This is a genomic window from Klebsiella sp. LY (assembly GCF_004010915.1).
Taxonomy (GTDB): domain Bacteria; phylum Pseudomonadota; class Gammaproteobacteria; order Enterobacterales; family Enterobacteriaceae; genus Klebsiella; species Klebsiella quasipneumoniae.
On the sequence record NZ_CP022444.1, the window covers coordinates 570,843 to 588,110 of the forward strand.

The 17,268-nt window shown below is 59.9% G+C and carries 16 protein-coding genes and 1 pseudogene; 11 read left to right on the forward strand and 6 right to left on the reverse strand.

The window, feature by feature from the left end; all coding sequences use genetic code 11:
* Positions 1-9: 9 nt before the first annotated feature.
* The 3 genes from tdcC to tdcA form a co-directional block, all read right to left on the reverse strand.
* Positions 10-1,341, reverse strand: coding sequence for a threonine/serine transporter TdcC (tdcC, locus tag CE636_RS05600; RefSeq protein WP_004203264.1), 1,332 nt, complete (start codon positions 1,339-1,341; stop codon positions 10-12).
* Between the two features lie 25 nt (positions 1,342-1,366).
* Positions 1,367-2,356, reverse strand: a complete 990-nt coding sequence (gene tdcB, locus CE636_RS05605; protein ID WP_004203265.1) for a bifunctional threonine ammonia-lyase/L-serine ammonia-lyase TdcB — start codon at positions 2,354-2,356, stop codon at positions 1,367-1,369.
* Positions 2,357-2,449: 93 nt separating this feature from the next.
* Positions 2,450-3,388: a transcriptional regulator TdcA gene (gene tdcA / locus CE636_RS05610; protein ID WP_004203266.1), complete on the reverse strand. Its 939-nt coding sequence runs from the start codon at positions 3,386-3,388 to the stop codon at positions 2,450-2,452.
* Positions 3,389-3,585: 197 nt separating this feature from the next.
* Here tdcA and CE636_RS28570 point away from each other — a divergent pair, with 197 nt between their 5' ends.
* From CE636_RS28570 to CE636_RS05635, 6 genes and pseudogenes are all read left to right on the forward strand, one after another.
* On the forward strand, positions 3,586-3,708 hold the full coding sequence (locus tag CE636_RS28570; protein WP_032447029.1) for a hypothetical protein: 123 nt from the start codon (positions 3,586-3,588) through the stop codon (positions 3,706-3,708).
* 437 nt (positions 3,709-4,145) lie between these two features.
* On the forward strand, positions 4,146-5,234 hold the full coding sequence (locus CE636_RS05615) for an ABC transporter ATP-binding protein (protein ID WP_017899866.1): 1,089 nt from the start codon (positions 4,146-4,148) through the stop codon (positions 5,232-5,234).
* Positions 5,227-5,856 carry an ABC transporter permease gene (locus CE636_RS05620; RefSeq protein WP_004203268.1) on the forward strand — a complete coding sequence of 210 codons (630 nt, stop codon included), beginning with the start codon at positions 5,227-5,229 and terminating at the stop codon, positions 5,854-5,856. Before CE636_RS05615 ends, CE636_RS05620 begins: the two co-directional genes overlap by 8 nt.
* Positions 5,856-6,524, forward strand: a complete 669-nt coding sequence (locus CE636_RS05625; protein WP_004203269.1) for an ABC transporter permease — start codon at positions 5,856-5,858, stop codon at positions 6,522-6,524. Before CE636_RS05620 ends, CE636_RS05625 begins: the two co-directional genes overlap by 1 nt.
* 60 nt (positions 6,525-6,584) lie before the next feature.
* Positions 6,585-7,484: pseudogene (locus tag CE636_RS05630) on the forward strand (ABC transporter substrate-binding protein).
* 58 nt (positions 7,485-7,542) lie between these two features.
* The gene (locus CE636_RS05635; protein WP_223171748.1) at positions 7,543-8,886 is read left to right on the forward strand and encodes an LLM class flavin-dependent oxidoreductase; all 1,344 of its coding nucleotides are present in this window, start codon (positions 7,543-7,545) and stop codon (positions 8,884-8,886) included.
* A gap of 47 nt (positions 8,887-8,933) precedes the next feature.
* Here CE636_RS05635 and CE636_RS05640 read toward each other — a convergent pair whose 3' ends face one another.
* The 3 genes from CE636_RS05640 to CE636_RS05650 form a co-directional block, all read right to left on the reverse strand.
* A complete protein-coding gene (locus CE636_RS05640) occupies positions 8,934-9,734 on the reverse strand; it encodes a phosphate/phosphite/phosphonate ABC transporter substrate-binding protein (RefSeq protein ID WP_017899868.1) in 801 nt (266 codons plus the stop codon).
* Positions 9,727-10,713 (reverse strand): fatty acid desaturase, encoded by a 987-nt coding sequence (locus CE636_RS05645; RefSeq protein ID WP_004203281.1) that lies wholly within the window; start codon positions 10,711-10,713, stop codon positions 9,727-9,729. Before CE636_RS05645 ends, CE636_RS05640 begins: the two co-directional genes overlap by 8 nt.
* A gap of 74 nt (positions 10,714-10,787) precedes the next feature.
* Positions 10,788-11,996: an ROK family transcriptional regulator gene (locus CE636_RS05650; protein WP_004203282.1), complete on the reverse strand. Its 1,209-nt coding sequence runs from the start codon at positions 11,994-11,996 to the stop codon at positions 10,788-10,790.
* A gap of 214 nt (positions 11,997-12,210) precedes the next feature.
* Between CE636_RS05650 and CE636_RS05655 the strand changes: the two genes are divergently transcribed.
* The 5 genes from CE636_RS05655 to CE636_RS05675 are packed head-to-tail and all read left to right on the forward strand — an operon-like array spanning position 12,211 to position 17,239.
* Positions 12,211-13,455, forward strand: coding sequence for an extracellular solute-binding protein (locus CE636_RS05655; protein ID WP_017899870.1), 1,245 nt, complete (start codon positions 12,211-12,213; stop codon positions 13,453-13,455).
* Between the two features lie 9 nt (positions 13,456-13,464).
* Entirely contained in the window at positions 13,465-14,373 is a 909-nt protein-coding gene (locus CE636_RS05660; RefSeq protein WP_017899871.1) for a carbohydrate ABC transporter permease, read from the forward strand.
* Entirely contained in the window at positions 14,363-15,202 is an 840-nt protein-coding gene (locus CE636_RS05665) for a carbohydrate ABC transporter permease (RefSeq protein ID WP_004203287.1), read from the forward strand. The genes CE636_RS05660 and CE636_RS05665 overlap by 11 nt, the downstream gene beginning before the upstream one ends.
* 2 nt (positions 15,203-15,204) lie before the next feature.
* Positions 15,205-16,167, forward strand: a complete 963-nt coding sequence (locus CE636_RS05670) for a carbohydrate kinase family protein (protein ID WP_017899873.1) — start codon at positions 15,205-15,207, stop codon at positions 16,165-16,167.
* Positions 16,154-17,239, forward strand: a complete 1,086-nt coding sequence (locus CE636_RS05675; protein WP_017900187.1) for an ABC transporter ATP-binding protein — start codon at positions 16,154-16,156, stop codon at positions 17,237-17,239. The genes CE636_RS05670 and CE636_RS05675 overlap by 14 nt, the downstream gene beginning before the upstream one ends.
* Positions 17,240-17,268 lie beyond the last annotated feature (29 nt).

Sequence of the window (17,268 nt, forward strand, 5' to 3'; positions counted from 1 at the left end):
TGAGCCGGATTAGAACAGTTTGTAAACGATGTTGAGGATGGTCAGCAGACCAATAGCGGTCACAAAGAGGTTGTCGAGACGGCCACGGTATTTGGCCAGCGAAGGCGCTTTACGAATGGCGTACATCGGCAGCAGACACAGCAGCGAGGCGATAATCGGCGCGCCCATGGCCTCAATCAGGTCGAGGATATTGGGGTTGGCATACGCCACCACCCAGGTCGAGCCCATGATGAACACCATGCTCAGGGTATTGAGCTTGCCGCTGGAGACGCGGGTTTTATCCCCTTTATAGCCGAAGCGCAGGATCAGCCCGTTCAGCCCCTCGAGGGTGCCGAGATAGTGGCCGAAGAACGATTTGAAGATGGCCACCAGGGCGATAATCGACGCGCCATATTCCAGCAGGGTGGCAAAGGTGGATTTAGTGCCCGACATCGAGGCAAAGTGATTCGCCAGATAGGAGAGCACCGGGATATTCTGCGCCTTGGCGTCCGCCATGTTCTGCGGCGAGAGGGTAAACAGGCAGCTGAAGGCGAAGAACATCACCACCGCCACCATCAGCATGCTGGCCCGGGAGATAATCTGCGAACATTTTTGTTCGGTGTACTCCCGGCCAAACTGCGCTTCATACTCTTCGCGTTTGGAGACCACAAACGAGGAGACGATCGGCGAGAAGTTGAAGGAGAACACCATAATGGAGATGCCCAGCCATACTGTCACCAGAATGCCGTCATGACCGGTTAAGGCGATATCGCTGAGGTTCACCTGGTCAATCACCGCGCTATTCCAGTAAGGGATCAGAGACAGGGAGATCACCACCAGGCTGGCGATAAACGGCCACACCAGATAGCTCATCACCTTGACCATCAGGTCTTTACCAAACCAGATGACAAACGCCATCAGCAGCAGCAGGAGCAGCGCCACCACCCCGCGGTTGAGGGCCGGCATCTGTAGCTGGTTCTCCCAGAAGGTCATGAAGGTATTGGTGATCGTGACGCCATAAATCCACAGCAGCGGGCAGATGGCGAAGAAGTACAGAAAGGTGATCACCACCCCGCCGGTTTTGCCAAAATGCTCTTCCACCGTTTCGGTGATATTGCCGGAGGGGTTAGCCCCCGACAGGCACAGCCGCGCCAGCGCCCGATGGCAATAGAAGGCAATGGGATAGGCCAGCACCAGCATCACCAGGATCGGGATCAGCCCGCCGAAGCCGGCGCGGATGGGGAAAAACAGTACCCCGGCGCCGATAGCGGTGCCAAACAGGCCCAGGGTCCAGGTGGTGTCAGATTTACGCCAGGACGAAAGGCTTGTCTGGCTGGATGCAATGCTCTCAGTCGTACTCATATCCTGTCCTCACTTCTGTATTGAATTAAGCGTCAACAAAACCCGTAATTTGCGAGACCCGCGAGAGATCGATATTGCCGCCGGAAATCAGGCTGACCGTTTTGCGGTTCTGGATATAGCTGTCTAATTTGCCGCTTAATAACGCGGCGCAGGCCAAGGCCCCGGCCCCTTCGGTGATCACTTTATTGCGCTGAATTAAGGCGACCATGCTCTGGCGAATGTCGTCCTCACTGACGAGGACGATGTCATCCACCAGCTGGCGGGCGATTTCATAGGTCAGTTTCCCCGGGCGGGCGACATCGCAGCCATCGGCTAAAGTGCCGGCGTGGCGATGGCTGGTGATCTCTCCGGCGTACCAGGAGGCGGCCATACCGTGAACATTCTCCGACTGCACGCCGATAATACGGATCGTCGGGTTAATGGATTTAATCGCAATCGCGATGCCGGCAATTAAGCCACCGCCGCCAATCGGCACGATGACATTATCCACGTCATACAGATCTTCTAATATTTCGAGACCGATGGTGCCCTGCCCGGCAATAACCTGCGGGTCGTCATAGGGGGGAATAAAAATACGGCCTTCAAGTTCAACAATATCGCTGGCTTTGGCGAGGGTATCGTTAAAATTATCGCCATGCAGCACCACCTCCGCCGAATAATCGCAGGTGGCGGCGACTTTCGATTTCGGCGCCCCTTTCGGCATCACCACTTTCCCGTCAATGCCGAGCATGGCGCAGGAGAGCGAGACGCCCTGGGCGTGGTTGCCCGCTGAGCAGGCCACCACCCCTTTGCGTTTTTCCGCCGCGGTTAACCCGCTGAGCTTATTAAAGGCGCCGCGAATTTTAAATGAGCCCGTGCGCTGCATATTTTCGAATTTAAGAAATATTTCCCCCTTGCAGCGTTCGCTAAAATAATTCGAGCGCGGCATACCCGTTTTATATATCTTTCCTGCCAGGCGTTGTTTCGCTTCGAGAATATCGTTAATCGATACCGGAAGATCGTAGGTAATATGCATGATGGCCTCTGTTTCTTAAGATAAAGTCAATAACCGGGCGTCATCCTGCTGATAACAGCGAGGATGGGTGTTGGGTTATTTAATAACTATCAGTCAGGCAATTTCTATTGGCTGCCAGTGGCGGTTGCCCTGCCCCGATGAATACTGTTTCGCCATCTCCACCAGCGACGCCGCCGCGGTTTTCAGCCGGTAATTTTTCGACCACACCGCCGCATAGCGCGCCACCGGCAAGGCCTCTTTAATGGGGATGGTGACAAACTGGCTCGAGCCGAACGGCGTGGTCATGTCGCAGGGAATGACCGTCAGAAAATCGGCATTGAGCACCAGGTTATAGATCGTCACCACCGAATCGGTATTGACGATATTTTCGCGGCGGATGCCGCTGCGCTGCAGGGTGGTCAGCAGTTCGCTGTAGTAACCCATATTGGTCTCCGGCAGCACCCACTGCTCGTGCTGGAGCGAGGCCAGGCGGACGGTGCCGTTGCCGATCCGCGCCCGGTTCGCCACCAACACAAACTCAGACTCAAACAGCGGCTCGACGTGCAGGTCCTGCAGCTTCATCTCATCGCTCAGCGTCCCGATGGCGAAGTCGAGGCGGCCGTCGCGGATTGCCGGCAAAAAGGCGGAGAGCTGCGCCTCATACATTGAGACCCGCGCCTTGGGGAAGGTCATTTTGAACTGATGCACCATCTCCGACATAAAGGTAAACCCCACCAGCGAGGGGAAACCAAAGGAGACATCCACTACCGTGCTGTTGGTCAGGGCATTCATTTCATTGACCATATTTTTCATTTCACGGGTGATTGTCTCTGACCAGTTAAGAAATACCTGCCCGGCCTCGGTGAGCGAGACGCCGGTATTTCGCCGAACGATTAACTCGCTGCCAAAATAGCTTTCCATGTCGCCAATGATTTTACTGACCGCCGGCTGAGTGAGTCCTAACGCTTTTGCTCCAGCCCCGATTGACCCGCTGCGGATCACTTCCTGGAAAACCACCAGATGCTGAGTTTTAGGCAGAGAAAAAGTATTCATCACGTCTCGCTTTCATTCCTTTGTTGACGGCGGAAAGTGTAACAAATCGCGATCGCCGGGTTATGTGAGAGCTCTCACAAAGGCTCCGCCGCGGCGGATGAGCAAGAGTCACAAGTCAGAATAAATAAATTAAAATCAATACATTAAAAGCATCATGAACGCTATTTGCACGCCTTTTGTCGTGACCGAATGCGGGGATAAAAATAATTGATGGCAATAACATCGACGGCAGAATGGCGATAAAAAATACGCCTTTTGCACGCTATTTAACCAACGCTGTCAGGGTGAGAAGAGAGCCGAAAATTAAATTAATGCTGTAAAGAATAAAAAGCAGACGTAATCAACGCCCTTATTTAACGACAAGTCGGTTTGGCATCACATTTTATCTGCGGCGGGCGGGAAAAGGGCACAGGCATTATTTACATCAAAGAAACATTATATTCACAATTTAGTTTTTCTTGTGCGGCGGACGGTACGGCTTTTTCCGCCCTATCGCAGGCGGTCATACTTTGATTAAAATCAACCCTGGTAATTTATTTTTTACGGTGGCCGCTTGAGAGTCATTTGTGTTGCCGATCACAAATCCATAAAACAACCTTCCGGCTTTTCTTCCACCGCAACTGATTAACCAGCTTTTCACTATGCAAATGCAAATAACGTATTTGCCCTCCCCGCAGGCGCTCTGTAGTTTGAGCCAGGATCCCGGCGCTACTTTATCCGGGTCAGGACTTTATTATTCAGAGTGTTGAATTCCACCATGATTAAATTAACGCATCTTTGCAAAACCTACCCAGGCAGCGCCCAGCCGGCCATTCGCAACCTCAGTCTGGATATTGATCATGGCGAATTCTGCACCTTCGTCGGCCCGAGCGGCTGCGGAAAAACGACTATCCTGCGCATGATTAACCAGCTGGATATTCCCGACAGCGGCGACGTCTATATTCAGGGCGTCCGCCTCGCTGACGCTGATATTATCCAGGTCCGCCGCCAGATCGGCTTCGTGATGCAAAGCGCCGCGCTCTTTCCCCATCGTACCGTGGCGCAAAATATCGCCACCGTACCGCGGCTGGCGGGCTGGAGCAAAGCGCGGATCCGCGCGCGCATTGACGAACTGGTGGCGCTGATGTCGCTCGACAGCCATCTGCTGCACCGCTATCCGCATCAGCTCTCCGGCGGCCAGCAGGGACGCGTAGCCATCGCCCGCGCCATCGCCGCCGATCCGCCGATTTTACTGATGGATGAGCCCTTCGCCGCCATCGACCCGGTGGTCCGTGAACGCCTCCAGGACGAGCTGTTGCTGTTGCAGCAGCGGCTGCAGAAAACCATTGTACTGGTGACCCACGACATCAATGAAGCGATCCGTCTCGGCGATAAAATCGCCATTTTCCAGGAAGGCGGCGTGCTGGCGCAGTTTGATACCCCCGACCGTATTCTGGCCCACCCGGCAAGCGAGTTCGTGCGCCGCTTTATTGGTCCGGAACCCAATCTGAAGCGGCTGGGCATGATACAGGTCGGCCAGCTGCCGCGTCACGATGTCCCCCTGCTCGACGAAGCGCTAACGCCGATCGCCAGCGCCCATCCACCGCTGGCCAGCCCGCTGCGCCTGGTGCTTGACCGCCAGCGACGCCCGCTGCACTGGTTTGATCCGCTGCGGGGTCTCACCCTGCCGGTGGAGCGCCCGCTCGCCAGCAGCCACAGCCTGCGTTTTGCCTATAGCGCGCTGCTCGACGTGGCGACCGGCGTGCTGGTGCATGTGGATGGCGAAGGACAATACCAGGGGGCGGTGTCTCACGCCCTGCTGCAGCAAGTGCTCGACGGCGCGGTGGGAGTGAGACCTCATGATTGACTGGGGCTGGGTTATCGATAACCGCGCGATGATCGGCGATCTCCTCTGGCAGCATGCGCGGATGGTCCTGCTGGCGCTACTTTTCGGCTCCCTGCTCACCGGCGGCCTGTTAGCCATTACCCTGCGCTGGCCCGCGACGGCGCAGCCGCTCATCACCCTTTGCGGCGTGCTGTTTACCATTCCCTCGCTGGCGCTATTTATTTTATTGCTGCCGTTTACCGGGCTGTCGCTGACTACCTCGCTGATTGGCCTGACGCTGTACTCGTTGCTGATCCTGTTGCGCAACATGCTGGCCGGCATAGAAAAGCTGCCACAGGCGGCGCTGGAGTCGGCGCGGGCGCTCGGCTACACCCGGGGATTCCGCTTCTTCGATATCGAGCTGTGGCTGCTGCTGCCCTCCTTGTTTGCCGGGCTGCGCATTGCCTCGGTAACGCTGGTCGGCCTGGTCACCGTCACCGCGCTGATCGGCCAGGGCGGGCTGGGACAGCTGCTGCTGGCGGGTTTTAATCAGGACTTTCTGACGCCGATTATCGTCAGCCTGGTCCTGAGCCTGCTGCTGTCGCTGGTCTTTGACGGGCTGATCGCCCGTCTCGGCGACTGGCTAACGCCGTGGACGAAATGATGACACTGCTTCTCGCCACCTTTCACTGGTTGACCCAGCCGGAGCACTGGCTGGGCGACGAGGGCATCCTGCTGCGCCTGGGCCAACACCTTTATTACGTGCTGGTCAGCATGGCCGTGGCCTGCGCCATTGCCCTGCCGCTTGGTATCGCCCTGGGCTACTGGCGCAAAGGCGCCTTCGTGGTGATCAACCTGTTTAATCTTGGCCGCGCCATCCCTTCGTTAGGGCTGATTTTATTATGCATCATCGTTTTTGGCTTTAACGATATCCCGGTGCTGGCGGCGCTTATCGCGCTTTCTATTCCGCCGATTCTCACTAACACCTGGGTGGGGATTTATCACGCCGACCGCCCGCTGTGCGATGCGGCCATCGCGCTGGGCATGACCCCCTGGCAAAGCCTGTGGCAGGTGCGGATCCCGCTGGCGGCGCCGCTGATCCTCGCCGGAGTGCGCACCGCGCTGGTTCAGCTTATCGCCACGGCGGTGGTCGCAGCCTATGCCGGTCTGGGCGGGTTGGGACGATTTCTGATCGACGGACTCGGGCAACGGGATATCCCGCAGGTGATCGGCGGCTCGCTGGTGGTTTCCCTGCTGGCGATAGGCGGCGAACTGCTTTTCGCCCGCTGCGCCGGCCGCCTGGTTCATCGCCGTATTGCCGCGCCTTATTAGCGTGACACTGACATGACCCCAGCGCCTGGCGCTGATTAACCTGAAAATAAAAGAGGTATTATGAAGCAATTATTTGGCAAGGCCGTCACCGCCCGTCGATTTCGTCTCTCGTTGCTGGCCGCCGGGCTGTTCAGCCTGAGCGTTTACACCTATGCCGCCAGCGTCACGGTGGGCGGGGCCAACTTTACCGAAAGTTCCATTCTCGCCAACATCTACGCCAGCGCGCTAAAGAAAAATCATATCGAGGCCAACACCCGTCTCAACCTCGGCAACCGGGAAATTATTATTCCGGCGCTGCAGAGCGGTGAGATCGATATCGTTCCGGAATATCTTGGCGCCCTGCTCAATTTCTATAACGGCAAAACCGAGGCCACCAGCCAGCAGGACGTCAGCGCTGAGTTGGCTCAGGTCCTGCCTGCCGATTTCACTCTGTTGAACCCGGCCCCGGCCACCTCGATCACCGCCTGGGCGGTACGTGCCGAGACCGCGGAGAAATACCATCTGCGCACCCTCTCCGACCTGAAGCCCGTCGCCCCGCAGCTGGTGATCGGCGGACCGCCGGAGCTGGCGGTACGCGCCCTGGGCCTGCCGGGGCTGAAACGCGTCTATGGTCTTGAGTTCAAAGCGGTGTAATCGCTGGACATGGGCGGGCCGCTGACCCGGCTGGCGCTCAATTCGGGCAAAATCGATGTCGCGACGGTCGTCTCCACCCAGGGCAATCTGGCGAAGGAGAAATGGGTGGTTCTGGAAGATGATAAACATGAGCAACCGAGTCAGAACGTGGTGCCGCTGGTGCGCAAAGCCAGTCTGACGCCGGAGATCGGCGCCGTGCTCAATGAGGTCTCCGGCAAACTGGACAATGCCACGCTGATTGCCCTCAACCAGCAGGTAGATCTTCAGCATAAAGATCCAGCGGCCGTCGCCGACCAGTGGGTTAATGCCAACCTATCCCAACACTGACCTTCACTCCGCCACGGATGGCGTTCAGCCGCGAGTCCACGCTATGTCTACCCGACACATGATCCTGAACCTGTTCTTTTATAACCCACAGGGGGATTACCGTTTCTCCTGGCGTCACCCTGACGCGCCTGAAGCGGATATATTTACCCTCAACTATTACGCCAGTCTGGCGCGCAAGGCCGAAGCGGCGACCCTCGACGCTATCTTTGTCGCCGACCATATCGCGGTGTGGGATACGGTGCCCAGCGGCCTGACCCACTACGCCAACGCCCGGCTTGAACCCCTGACGCTGCTCTCCGCCCTCGCCGCGGTGACGGAGCATATCGGCCTGATGGCCACCGCGTCCACCTCCTATAACGAACCCTATAACCTGGCTCGCTACTTTGCCTCGCTGGATTTGCTCAGCAATGGCCGGGCAAGCTGGAATGTGGTCACGTCGTGGCTGGAAGAAGAAGCAGCAAACTTCGGTCTGGAGCAGCTTCCCCGCCACGGCACGCGCTACCAGCGGGCCAATGAATTCATCGACGTGGTCACTCGCCTGTGGGATTCCTGGGAAGATGGCGCGGCGATCTTCGATAAAGCGCGCGGATTATTTGCCGATGCCGACAAGGTGCATCATCTCGAGTATCAGGGCGAGTACTTTCGCGTGCGCGGCCCGCTCAACGTCCCTCGCCCGCCGCAGGGCCATCCACTGCTGGTGCAGGCCGGCTCTTCGGAAGCAGGGAAAGCGCTGGCCGCCGCCTGGTCCGATATGCACTTCGTGTTTATTCACTCGATCGCCGAGGGGCTGGCCTATCGCGAAGAGATGAATCAGCGGCTGCGCCAGCACGGGCGCGATCCGGCCCATTTCAAAATCATCGCCGGGGTCCTGCCGGTGGTGGTGAACTCCGACGAGGAGAAGGCGGCCCGCCAGCAGCTTAACGAACAGCTGATGAGCGACCAGATGGCTATCGATCTGCTCTCCTCTTATCTTCGAATGGATCTCAGCGCCCTGCCGAGGGACCAGCCCCTGCCGCCGCTCCCTGATGAAGAGAGCTTTGACGGCATCCGTACCGCGCTGAAGCTTATCCGCCAGTACGATCCGCGGCTCACTCTGCTGGAGTTGGGGAAGTTGTTATTACAGAGTTCTGATAGCTGGCTGCTGCTGGGCAGCGCCGAGGAGATTGCCGCCACCTTAACGGAGACCTGGCAGGCGGGCGCCGCCGATGGGTTCAACCTGATGTTCCCGCTGCTGCCGGGAGACTTTGACCGCTTTGTTGACCAGGTGGTGCCGCTTCTGCAGCGTAACGGCGTCATGCGTGACCGCTATCCGCCCGGCACCCTGCGTGAAAAGCTCGGTCTGCCGGCGGTGGCAAACCGCTTCACCGCCCCTTCCCGCCCCGCGTTACCGCCGACGCCGTAGTCTGCCATGACCCGCCCCGGCGCAGATCGCTGGCCGGGGCATTTTACCTATAGCTGGCTGACTCCCTGCGCCGCGGCCTCATCCCGCCACGCCAGCAGCGGAGCATAGGCCTCCCGCGACATATCGCTATAGCCGCAGATCAGCAAGGCGTCGCACAGGGAACGATAGCGCGCATCGCTCACTAACTGCTGGAGCGCCTCGCGCAGGCTGTTCAGCGTCGAAGCCGGGGTGGCGCTGGCAGTGATCAGCGGCAGCCCTGGCGCGTCCGGGCTCCAGCCGATCGCCACCAGTCCTGCCAGGGCCTGCGGCTGATGTCGCTGCAGCAGAGCGTAGGTCACACAGTCGATGGCGGCGATATCGGCGTTTTCCTGCTGCAGCTCGCGCAGCGATTGCCGATGGCTGCCGCTAAACACCACAGCCGAAAAAAATCGCCCCTCCCGCGAGAGCGGCGCGACCATTTTGCGCAGCACGTTGTAGCCGGACTGCGAGTGCTCGGCATTGCACACGGCCCGGCGGCCAAAAAAGTCCGCCAGCATCCGGTGACTATCCGCTTCGCGGACCACCAGCAGGCTGCGGTAGCGGCGCTCTTCGCAACCGGGCGCGGCGTAGTGGAAGCAGCCCACCGTCTGCACCTCCGGCAGCTGGGTCACCAGCGGATAGCCACAGGTCTGACTCAGCAACAGCCTCGGCTGACGCCAGTGGGCCAGCAGATCCTCGGGGTCATCCGCCGGCGGGTCCCCCGCCACCATCACGCCGCGTTCGGCCAGCAGCGACTGTACCGCCTGCCACAGAGCCTGGGTCTGTTGACGGTGGATGGCATACATCGGAAAGGTCATGCGTTCAGCCATGTTCTCCTCCCGCCTGCGCCTGCTCGCCAAAGCCCGGATGGGCGTTCACCGCCACCGCCCGGCGGCTAAAATGGCGTCGCCACTCACCGTACCCACGCACCAGGAACCCCTGATTACGCTGCAGATAGGCCGTCTGGCGATGCAGATACAGCTGACGTAAAGCGTACCAGGGAACCCCTGGCAGGTCATGATGCACCGCATGGTAGTTGAGATTGAGGAACAGCACTCGCCAGGGGAGCCCGGCCTCGTTGATCACCGAGCGGGCCAGCGGGTCATCCGCGGCCCGGTGTTCGAGAAAAGAGCGCACTTTGGTCAGGGCCAGCGCCGGGTAGCTCACCGCCAGCACAAACCACAGCGGGGATAAACCCTGCGCCGCCATCCAGGCCAGCAGGCCCGTCAGCAGCAACAGATGCAGGCTCCACATGGCGATGGCGCGGCGGTCGCCCTCGCGGAAAGCCCGCAGCGCGCTGCGCAGGGTGTGAACGATATCCATCAGCGGCGCCAGCAGCAGACGCCCCCAGAAGGTATTGCGCAGGTGGATAAGGCGGCGCTGCCAGGCTGAGAAACGCTGCCAGCTTTCCGCGGTCACGTAGTACGATTCGGGATCATCCTCGGGGTGCGTCAGCAGATGGTTGCGATGGTGCGCCAGATGGCTGTCGCGATAGACGCCATAGGGATACCAGACCGCCAGCGGCAGCGTCCCCAGCAGCTGGTTAAACCATGCCAGCCGGGTAGGATGCCCATGGATCAGCTCATGCTGTAAGGACATATACCAGGCGGTAAACCAGATCAGCAGCAGCGTGGCCGGAAACAGGCCCAGCGTCCGCCAGCCCGCCACGCAGGCAAACCAGCCGCCGTAAACCGTCACCAACAGCAGCCAGGTCGGCAGCTCGCTGCGCCACAGCCAGCTGCGCGCCAGCTGGCGGATCAGGATGCGCTGTTGGTCATCCACATAGACAGCCGTCTTCTTTTCCGTCACTTCCGATACCTTGCCGTGTTGCCTCATTCCCTCCGAAGATGTGAGATAACACGTTAAATAACAAAGTATTTAATTTACTTAGCTTTGCCAAAAAGCGCGTTTGTATTTACCGCTTTCATCAACACCTGAAACTGCGGATTAAATTCGTCAAAGATCGGCAGCGCAGCGGCGCCCAGCGCGGCGGTATCAGTGCCGGTCATCCCCATTTTGACACGCTGGGCCGGCAGGTAACGCCCGCGGACGGACTGATACAGCGGCGGCAGACGCGCCAGCACTCTCTCCAGCAGCGGGGCGGGCATCATGCCGCCCACCACTACCGTCTCGGCATCGAAGACGCACTCCAGCAAATTGATCGCCTGACGCAACGGCGCCAGGATGCTGGTGATCCACTGGTCGAAAAGCGCAGCGTCCACCGACAGCAGATCCTCCGGCAGGGCGCGATAGGGATCGAGGCCGCAAAACTCATAGGCCGCCTGCAGGGAAACATAGCGCTCAAGACATCCCTCATTCCCGCAATAGCAAGGGCGACCATTCGGCGCGACCACAATATGCCCGACCTCGCCGGCGTTATGAGCATGGCCGGTATACACATGACCATCGGTAAAAATTCCGGCGCCCAGACCAGTGCCTATGTAGAGATAGACAAAGGAGTTGAGCTGCCGCGCCACGCCGTGAAAGCGTTCGCCAATGGCGGCCACCGTGGCGTCGTTTTCGAGGGTCACCGGCAGGCCGCTCAGTCGCCCGAGCTCCGCTGCTACGTCTACCCCTTCCCAGCCGTTAAGCGTCGTGGGTCCCGTCGACGAAATCCCTTCCACGCCAAAGGGCCCCGGCATCACAACCCCCATCCCCAGCACCCGCGACCAGTCCAGCGCCGGCAGCGCACGGATCTCATCCAGCACCTCAGCGAGGCGGGCAAAGGTCGCACCAGGCTGGGGCTTTTGCACCAGAATGAGTCGGCGAAAATGGACCTCGCCAGTCAGATCCACCAGCACCACAATCAGCGTCTGATGATCAAGATGGATGCCAATCGACCAGGCGCTGGCGGGATTGAGGCTCACCGGCACCGCTGGCTGTCCCCGGCCGCTGGCGCGCCGCGGTTGGTGGCTGGTCAGGAGATCCATCTGCTCCAGCTCCGCCACAATATTCGACACGGTCTGCGGGGTCAGCGCGGTCAGCCGCGCCAGCTCGGCGCGGGTCAGCTCGCCATGTAAACGCACCGCCTCAATGATCACCCGGCGGTTATGCACCCGGGCATGTTCAAGGTTTGTACCTGATGTTTTCATCGTTTCCCTTCCAGGCTGGACTGGTGAAATTTTAGCCGGCATCACAGATCTGACAACGACCCGCGCAGGCGAGCCTTCGCGATGGCATACCCTTTGCTACGCTTAGTCCCAGGGCCACTCGGGAGATGTTGCCGATAGTGTCGCCCTGATTAAATCAATCAAATTGATTTAATAAATCATAACCCCTTTCAGTACAGCACAGCGGAGAGCAAAGATGAAATACCACAGCGCACTACGGGTCAACGCCTGTCTGCTGGCGATGCTCGTTATCAGTGGGAGCGTCAGCGCAGCGACCCAGATTAATGCCCTGTTTATGACCCAGGCGGCCTATAGCGAAAACGACATTCGCGCGATGACCAGCGATTTCGAAAAGCAACATCCTGATGTGAAGGTCAACCTCGAATTCGTTCCCTACGAAGCGCTGCACGACAAGATCGTCGCCGCCCGCGGCGCGGGGGGTAACGGCTACGACGTGGTGCTGTTCGACGCGATCTGGCCGGCGGAGTTTAGCCGCTTCGATCTGCTGCAGGATGTCTCTTCACGAATTGCCCCAGACGAGCGTGAGAAGATTTTCCCCGGGGCGATGAATACCGTGGTGTATCAAGGCAAAACCCTCGGCATGCCGTGGATCCTCGACACCAAATATCTGTACTACAACAAAGCCATGCTGGACAAAGCAGGGATCAAAACGCCGCCAGTCAGCTGGCAGCAGGTGATGGACGACGCTAAAGTGCTTAAGGACAAAGGGATCGTTAAATATCCGCTGGTGTGGAGCTGGTCGCAAGCGGAAGCGCTGGTCTGTGATTACACCACCCTCGTCTCCGGCTTCGGCGGGAGCTTCTACCAGAACGGCAAGCTCGATTTTTCGACGCCCGCCTCGCTGAAAGCGGTCACGCTGATGAAAACCTCGCTCGATCAGGGGCTGAGCAACCCGGCATCACGTGAATACCTTGAGGAGGATGTGCGTAAGGCTTTCTCCAATGGCGACGCCGCCTTTGCGCTCAACTGGACCTATATGTACAACATGGCCAACGATCCGAAACAGAGTAAAGTCGCAGGTGATGTTGGCATTGTCCCCGCCCCAGGCGATACCCCGGATAAACCCGGCGCTGTCAACGGTTCAATGGGACTGGGCATCGCCAAAGCCAGTCAGCATTCGGAAGAGGCCTGGCAGTATATTCACTACCTCACCTCCCAGCCGGTACAGGACAAGTATGCCAAACTGAGCCTGCCGGTATGGAAAGCCTCGTACCAGGATCCTGCCGTTGCCAAAGGCCAGGAGAGCCTGATCGCCGCCGCCGACAAGTCGTTGAACGTGATGCTCTCTCGCCCCGAAACGGCAGATTACTCGCGCCTGTCAAACACCCTGCAACAGCAGCTTCAATCGGTACTGCAGGGTAAAGCCACGCCCGACGTCGCCCTCAAGGCGGTCGACACCAGCGCGGCCCGTCTGCGTTAAGGAGGCGTGATGCTGAGTCTGCAACGACGCGAGCATCGTCAGGCATGGGTGCTGTTAGCGCCCATGCTTATCGCGATGTTTATCCTCACTGCGTGGCCGCTGGCGCGCACCCTGTGGCTGAGTTTCACTGATACTGCGCTGGCGGGAAGCGGCGAGGCGACCCACTACGTCTGGCTGGATAATTATCTTTATGCCCTGACCGACCCGGACTTTCGCGCCGCCTTCGCGCGAACGCTCTATTTCACCGTGGTCTCGGTGGCGATTGAGGGGGCGATCGGCGTACTGGTGGCGCTGTTGTTGAATCAGCGTTTTGTCGGGCGTAATGTCCTGCGGGTGCTGGTGATCCTGCCGTGGGCGTTGCCGACGATCGTCAACGCCATGATGTGGCGGCTTAACTTTAATCCCGACTACGGCAGCGTTAACGCCCTGCTCAGCCAGCTGGGGCTGATTGACAGCTATCGCAGCTGGCTGGGCTCGCCGGATTCTGCGCTGCACGCGGTGATGCTGGCGGATATCTGGAAAAACTACCCGCTGGTCACTCTGCTGGTGCTGGCCGCGCTGCAGTCCGTCCCCGACGATCTGTACGAGGCGGCGCGGCTCGACGGCGCCTCCGCCTGGCGGCGTTTTCGCGCCATTACCTTTCCGGCCATTGTGGGCCCTCTTGGCGTCGCGCTGGTGCTACGCACCATCGATGCCTTCAAAGTGTTCGACATTATCTATGTTATGACCCGCGGCGGCCCGCTGGACAGCACCAAAACGCTGAGCTTTTTTGTCTATCAGGAGTCATTCAGCTATCTGCGCGCCGGCAGCGGCGCGGCCTACGCCATGCTGATGAGCCTGATGTGCGCCGTACTGATCGCCCTGTATCTGTTTTTGCTGCTGCGTCAGCGGCGCCGGAGTATTGATGATGAAGCGTAAAGGGTACATCGTGCTGCGTTACATGGCGGCGCTGGCGGTGGCGGTCTCGATCCTCGCCCCGATGCTGTGGCTATTTTTGATGAGCGTCAGCACCACCGCGGACCTCACCCGCGTCCCGCTGGCGTGGATCCCGCGGCAGTGGGACTTTAGCCGCTATGGCCATCTGCTGTCGCTGGCCCCTGGCGAACCCGGGGCGCTGTTTCTCCCCGCGCTGGGCAACAGCGTGCTGGTGGCCGCTGGCGCGACGCTGGTCTCGTTGTTGCTGGCGATCCCCGCCGCCTTCAGCTTTTCTCGCTACCCCGGACGCGACGGCTGGCTGTACGCCGGCCTCGGCATCTATATGGTGCCGCCCGTAGCCTTTGTGCTGCCGCTCTATTTTATTCTCGAACACTTTGGCCTGCTCAACACCCGCAGCGGACTGGTGCTGGTCTATTGCTCGCTGATCGTGCCGTTTCTGACGTGGATGGTAAAAAACCAGTTCGATACCCTACCGCAGGATATCGAACAGGCGGCACGGCTTGACGGTCTGCGCATCTGGCAAGTCTTGCTGCGCATCACCCTGCCGCTGGCGAAACCGATGCTTGGCGCCGCCGCGCTGTTCGGTTGGCTGCTGGCGTGGGATGAGTTTTTCTATGCGCTACTGTTTACCAGCAACCTCGCCGCCCAAACGCTGCCGGTGACCATCGCCGGCTTCACCGCCGGCCGCGCCACCGATGACGGACTGGTGGCGGCGGTAGGCATACTCGCCTCAGTCCCTCCGCTGCTGATTGCAATCTGGTTGCAAAAATCGCTGGTCAGTGGCCTCACCAACGGGGGAAGTAAAGGATAACTATGGATAACACCAGGACACCTGTGCTCTATATCGTGGGCAATTACAATATTGATTTAGTGATGGGAACCCTGCCCCACTGGCCCGCGCAGGGAACTGAGATGATGCTCGAGCACAGCGCTCTGCGGCCCGGCGGCTCTGCTGGCAACTGCGCGCTGGCCGCCGCCGCCATGCAGCTGCCGCACTGCGCGGTCGGCTGTCAGGGCGACGACGCGTTTACCCCGTGGCTGGCGGCACAGTTTCCCGGCGATAGCGCGCGCTGGCCGCAGTATCCCTGTGAAACCTCGCTGACGGTGGCGGTCACCCATCCCAACAAAGAGCGCTCGTTCCTCAGCAACCACGGACACATTACCCGCCTGACCGCCGGGGATGTGCTGGACCAGTTGCCTGCCGCCGCTGGCGAGGGCGATATCGTGTTGCTCTGCGGCACCTTTCTCTGTACCAGGCTGCTGTCCGACTATCCGCAGCTGCTCGCCACGCTCCGCCAGCGCGGGTTTACCCTTGCCGTCGATACCGGCTGGCCGCCCCAGGGCTGGAGCGACCCGCTGCGTCATGAGGTCGACCGCTGGCTGGGCGACTGCGACTGGCTGTTGCTCAACGACGTTGAAACCCAGCAGCTGGCCGCCCGCCCGACCCTCGCCGAAGCCGCCGCAGCCCTTGCGGCACGGCTCAGCGGCAGCGGCGGGTGCGTGGTGAAGCGCGGCGCTGACGGCGCGGACTGCTGGACGACCGACAGCCATCACCATGCGCCAACCCGGCCCGTCACCGTCATCGATACCATCGGCTCTGGCGACAGCTTTAACGCGGGCTTTCTTGCCGCGCTGCTAAGCGGTAAACCGGTGCCAGAAGCGCTGCGCTGGGGAAATACCGTCGCCGCGCAGGCGATCGGCACCTCCCCGCGCCGCTATCCCGACTGGCATACCCTGCAACATCACCTTGAGGAGGCCACCGATGGCCAGTGTTGAACTGATCGATGTCGCCAAGCGATACGGGAAACAGACGGTGCTCCAGCCGCTGGACCTCACCATCCCCGACGGCAGCTTTACCGTGCTGGTGGGCCCTTCCGGCTGTGGCAAGTCGACCCTGCTGCGCCTGCTGGCCGGTCTCGAAACGCTTTCCGGCGGCACCATTCTGATGAACCAGCGGCCGGTCAACGATCTGGATCCCGCCGACCGCGATGTGGCGATGGTCTTTCAGAGCTATGCGCTTTACCCCCACCTGACGGTGGCGGAAAATCTCGCCTTTCATATGCAGGTGAAAAAGGTGGATAAGCAGTTACAGAAAAGCAAAGTGCAGCAGGTCGCCAGCCTGCTGGGGATTGATAAACTGCTGGCTCGCTATCCGCGTGCGCTCTCCGGCGGCCAGCGCCAGCGGGTGGCGATGGGCCGGGCAATGGTCAGGAACCCGCAGGTTTTCCTGTTCGATGAGCCGCTGTCGAACCTTGACGCTCAGCTGCGGATGGAGCTACGCGCGGAGATCAAATCCCTGCACCAGCGCATCAATACCACCATGATCTATGTCACCCATGATCAGGTGGAGGCAATGACTCTGGCCGATCAGATTGTGGTGATGCGCGACGGGCAGATCGTCCAGCAGGGGGCGCCGCTGGCCATTTACGACCAGCCATGCAACACCTTCGTCGCCCGCTTTATCGGCTCCCCGCCGATGAACCTCCTGCCCGGTCAGCGAGACGTGCGCAATGGCCAGCCCGGCGTCGCCTGCGGCGCGCTGTGGTTTCCGCTGGCCGAACGCTGGCATCAGGCGGTGGCGAACCAGGGCGATGCCCCGTTGATTGTCGGCCTGCGCCCGCAGGATATTCTGCCGGATGCGCATGGCGCGCTGGCAACGGTAAACATTATGGAGGTGACGGGGGAGTCCACCCTGCTGCATCTCGACTGGCAGGGTTTTCCGGTGCATGTGCAGGTTGCCGGCAGGGTGGCGGTCGCGGCGCAGCAGACGCTGGGGCTGACTCTCCGCTGCGAGAGCCTGCATCTGTTTGATGCCGCCAGCGGCGAGCGGCTGGCGGAGACGCGTTAAGGGCGAAGGGAGCCGGTCATCATCCGTGT

Coding starts and splice junctions, on each gene's coding strand:
- CE636_RS05635 (WP_223171748.1), top strand. CDS start 7,543: ATGATCCTGAACCTGTTCTTTTATAACCCACAGGGGGATTACCGTTTC.
- CE636_RS05675 (WP_017900187.1), top strand. CDS start 16,154: ATGGCCAGTGTTGAACTGATCGATGTCGCCAAGCGATACGGGAAACAG.
- tdcC (WP_004203264.1), bottom strand. CDS start 1,341: ATGAGTACGACTGAGAGCATTGCATCCAGCCAGACAAGCCTTTCGTCC.
- CE636_RS05620 (WP_004203268.1), top strand. CDS start 5,227: ATGATTGACTGGGGCTGGGTTATCGATAACCGCGCGATGATCGGCGAT.
- CE636_RS05655 (WP_017899870.1), top strand. CDS start 12,211: ATGAAATACCACAGCGCACTACGGGTCAACGCCTGTCTGCTGGCGATG.
- CE636_RS05660 (WP_017899871.1), top strand. CDS start 13,465: ATGCTGAGTCTGCAACGACGCGAGCATCGTCAGGCATGGGTGCTGTTA.
- tdcB (WP_004203265.1), bottom strand. CDS start 2,356: ATGCATATTACCTACGATCTTCCGGTATCGATTAACGATATTCTCGAA.
- tdcA (WP_004203266.1), bottom strand. CDS start 3,388: ATGAATACTTTTTCTCTGCCTAAAACTCAGCATCTGGTGGTTTTCCAG.
- CE636_RS05670 (WP_017899873.1), top strand. CDS start 15,205: ATGGATAACACCAGGACACCTGTGCTCTATATCGTGGGCAATTACAAT.
- CE636_RS05615 (WP_017899866.1), top strand. CDS start 4,146: ATGATTAAATTAACGCATCTTTGCAAAACCTACCCAGGCAGCGCCCAG.
- CE636_RS05625 (WP_004203269.1), top strand. CDS start 5,856: ATGACACTGCTTCTCGCCACCTTTCACTGGTTGACCCAGCCGGAGCAC.
- CE636_RS05650 (WP_004203282.1), bottom strand. CDS start 11,996: ATGAAAACATCAGGTACAAACCTTGAACATGCCCGGGTGCATAACCGC.
- CE636_RS05665 (WP_004203287.1), top strand. CDS start 14,363: ATGAAGCGTAAAGGGTACATCGTGCTGCGTTACATGGCGGCGCTGGCG.
- CE636_RS05640 (WP_017899868.1), bottom strand. CDS start 9,734: ATGGCTGAACGCATGACCTTTCCGATGTATGCCATCCACCGTCAACAG.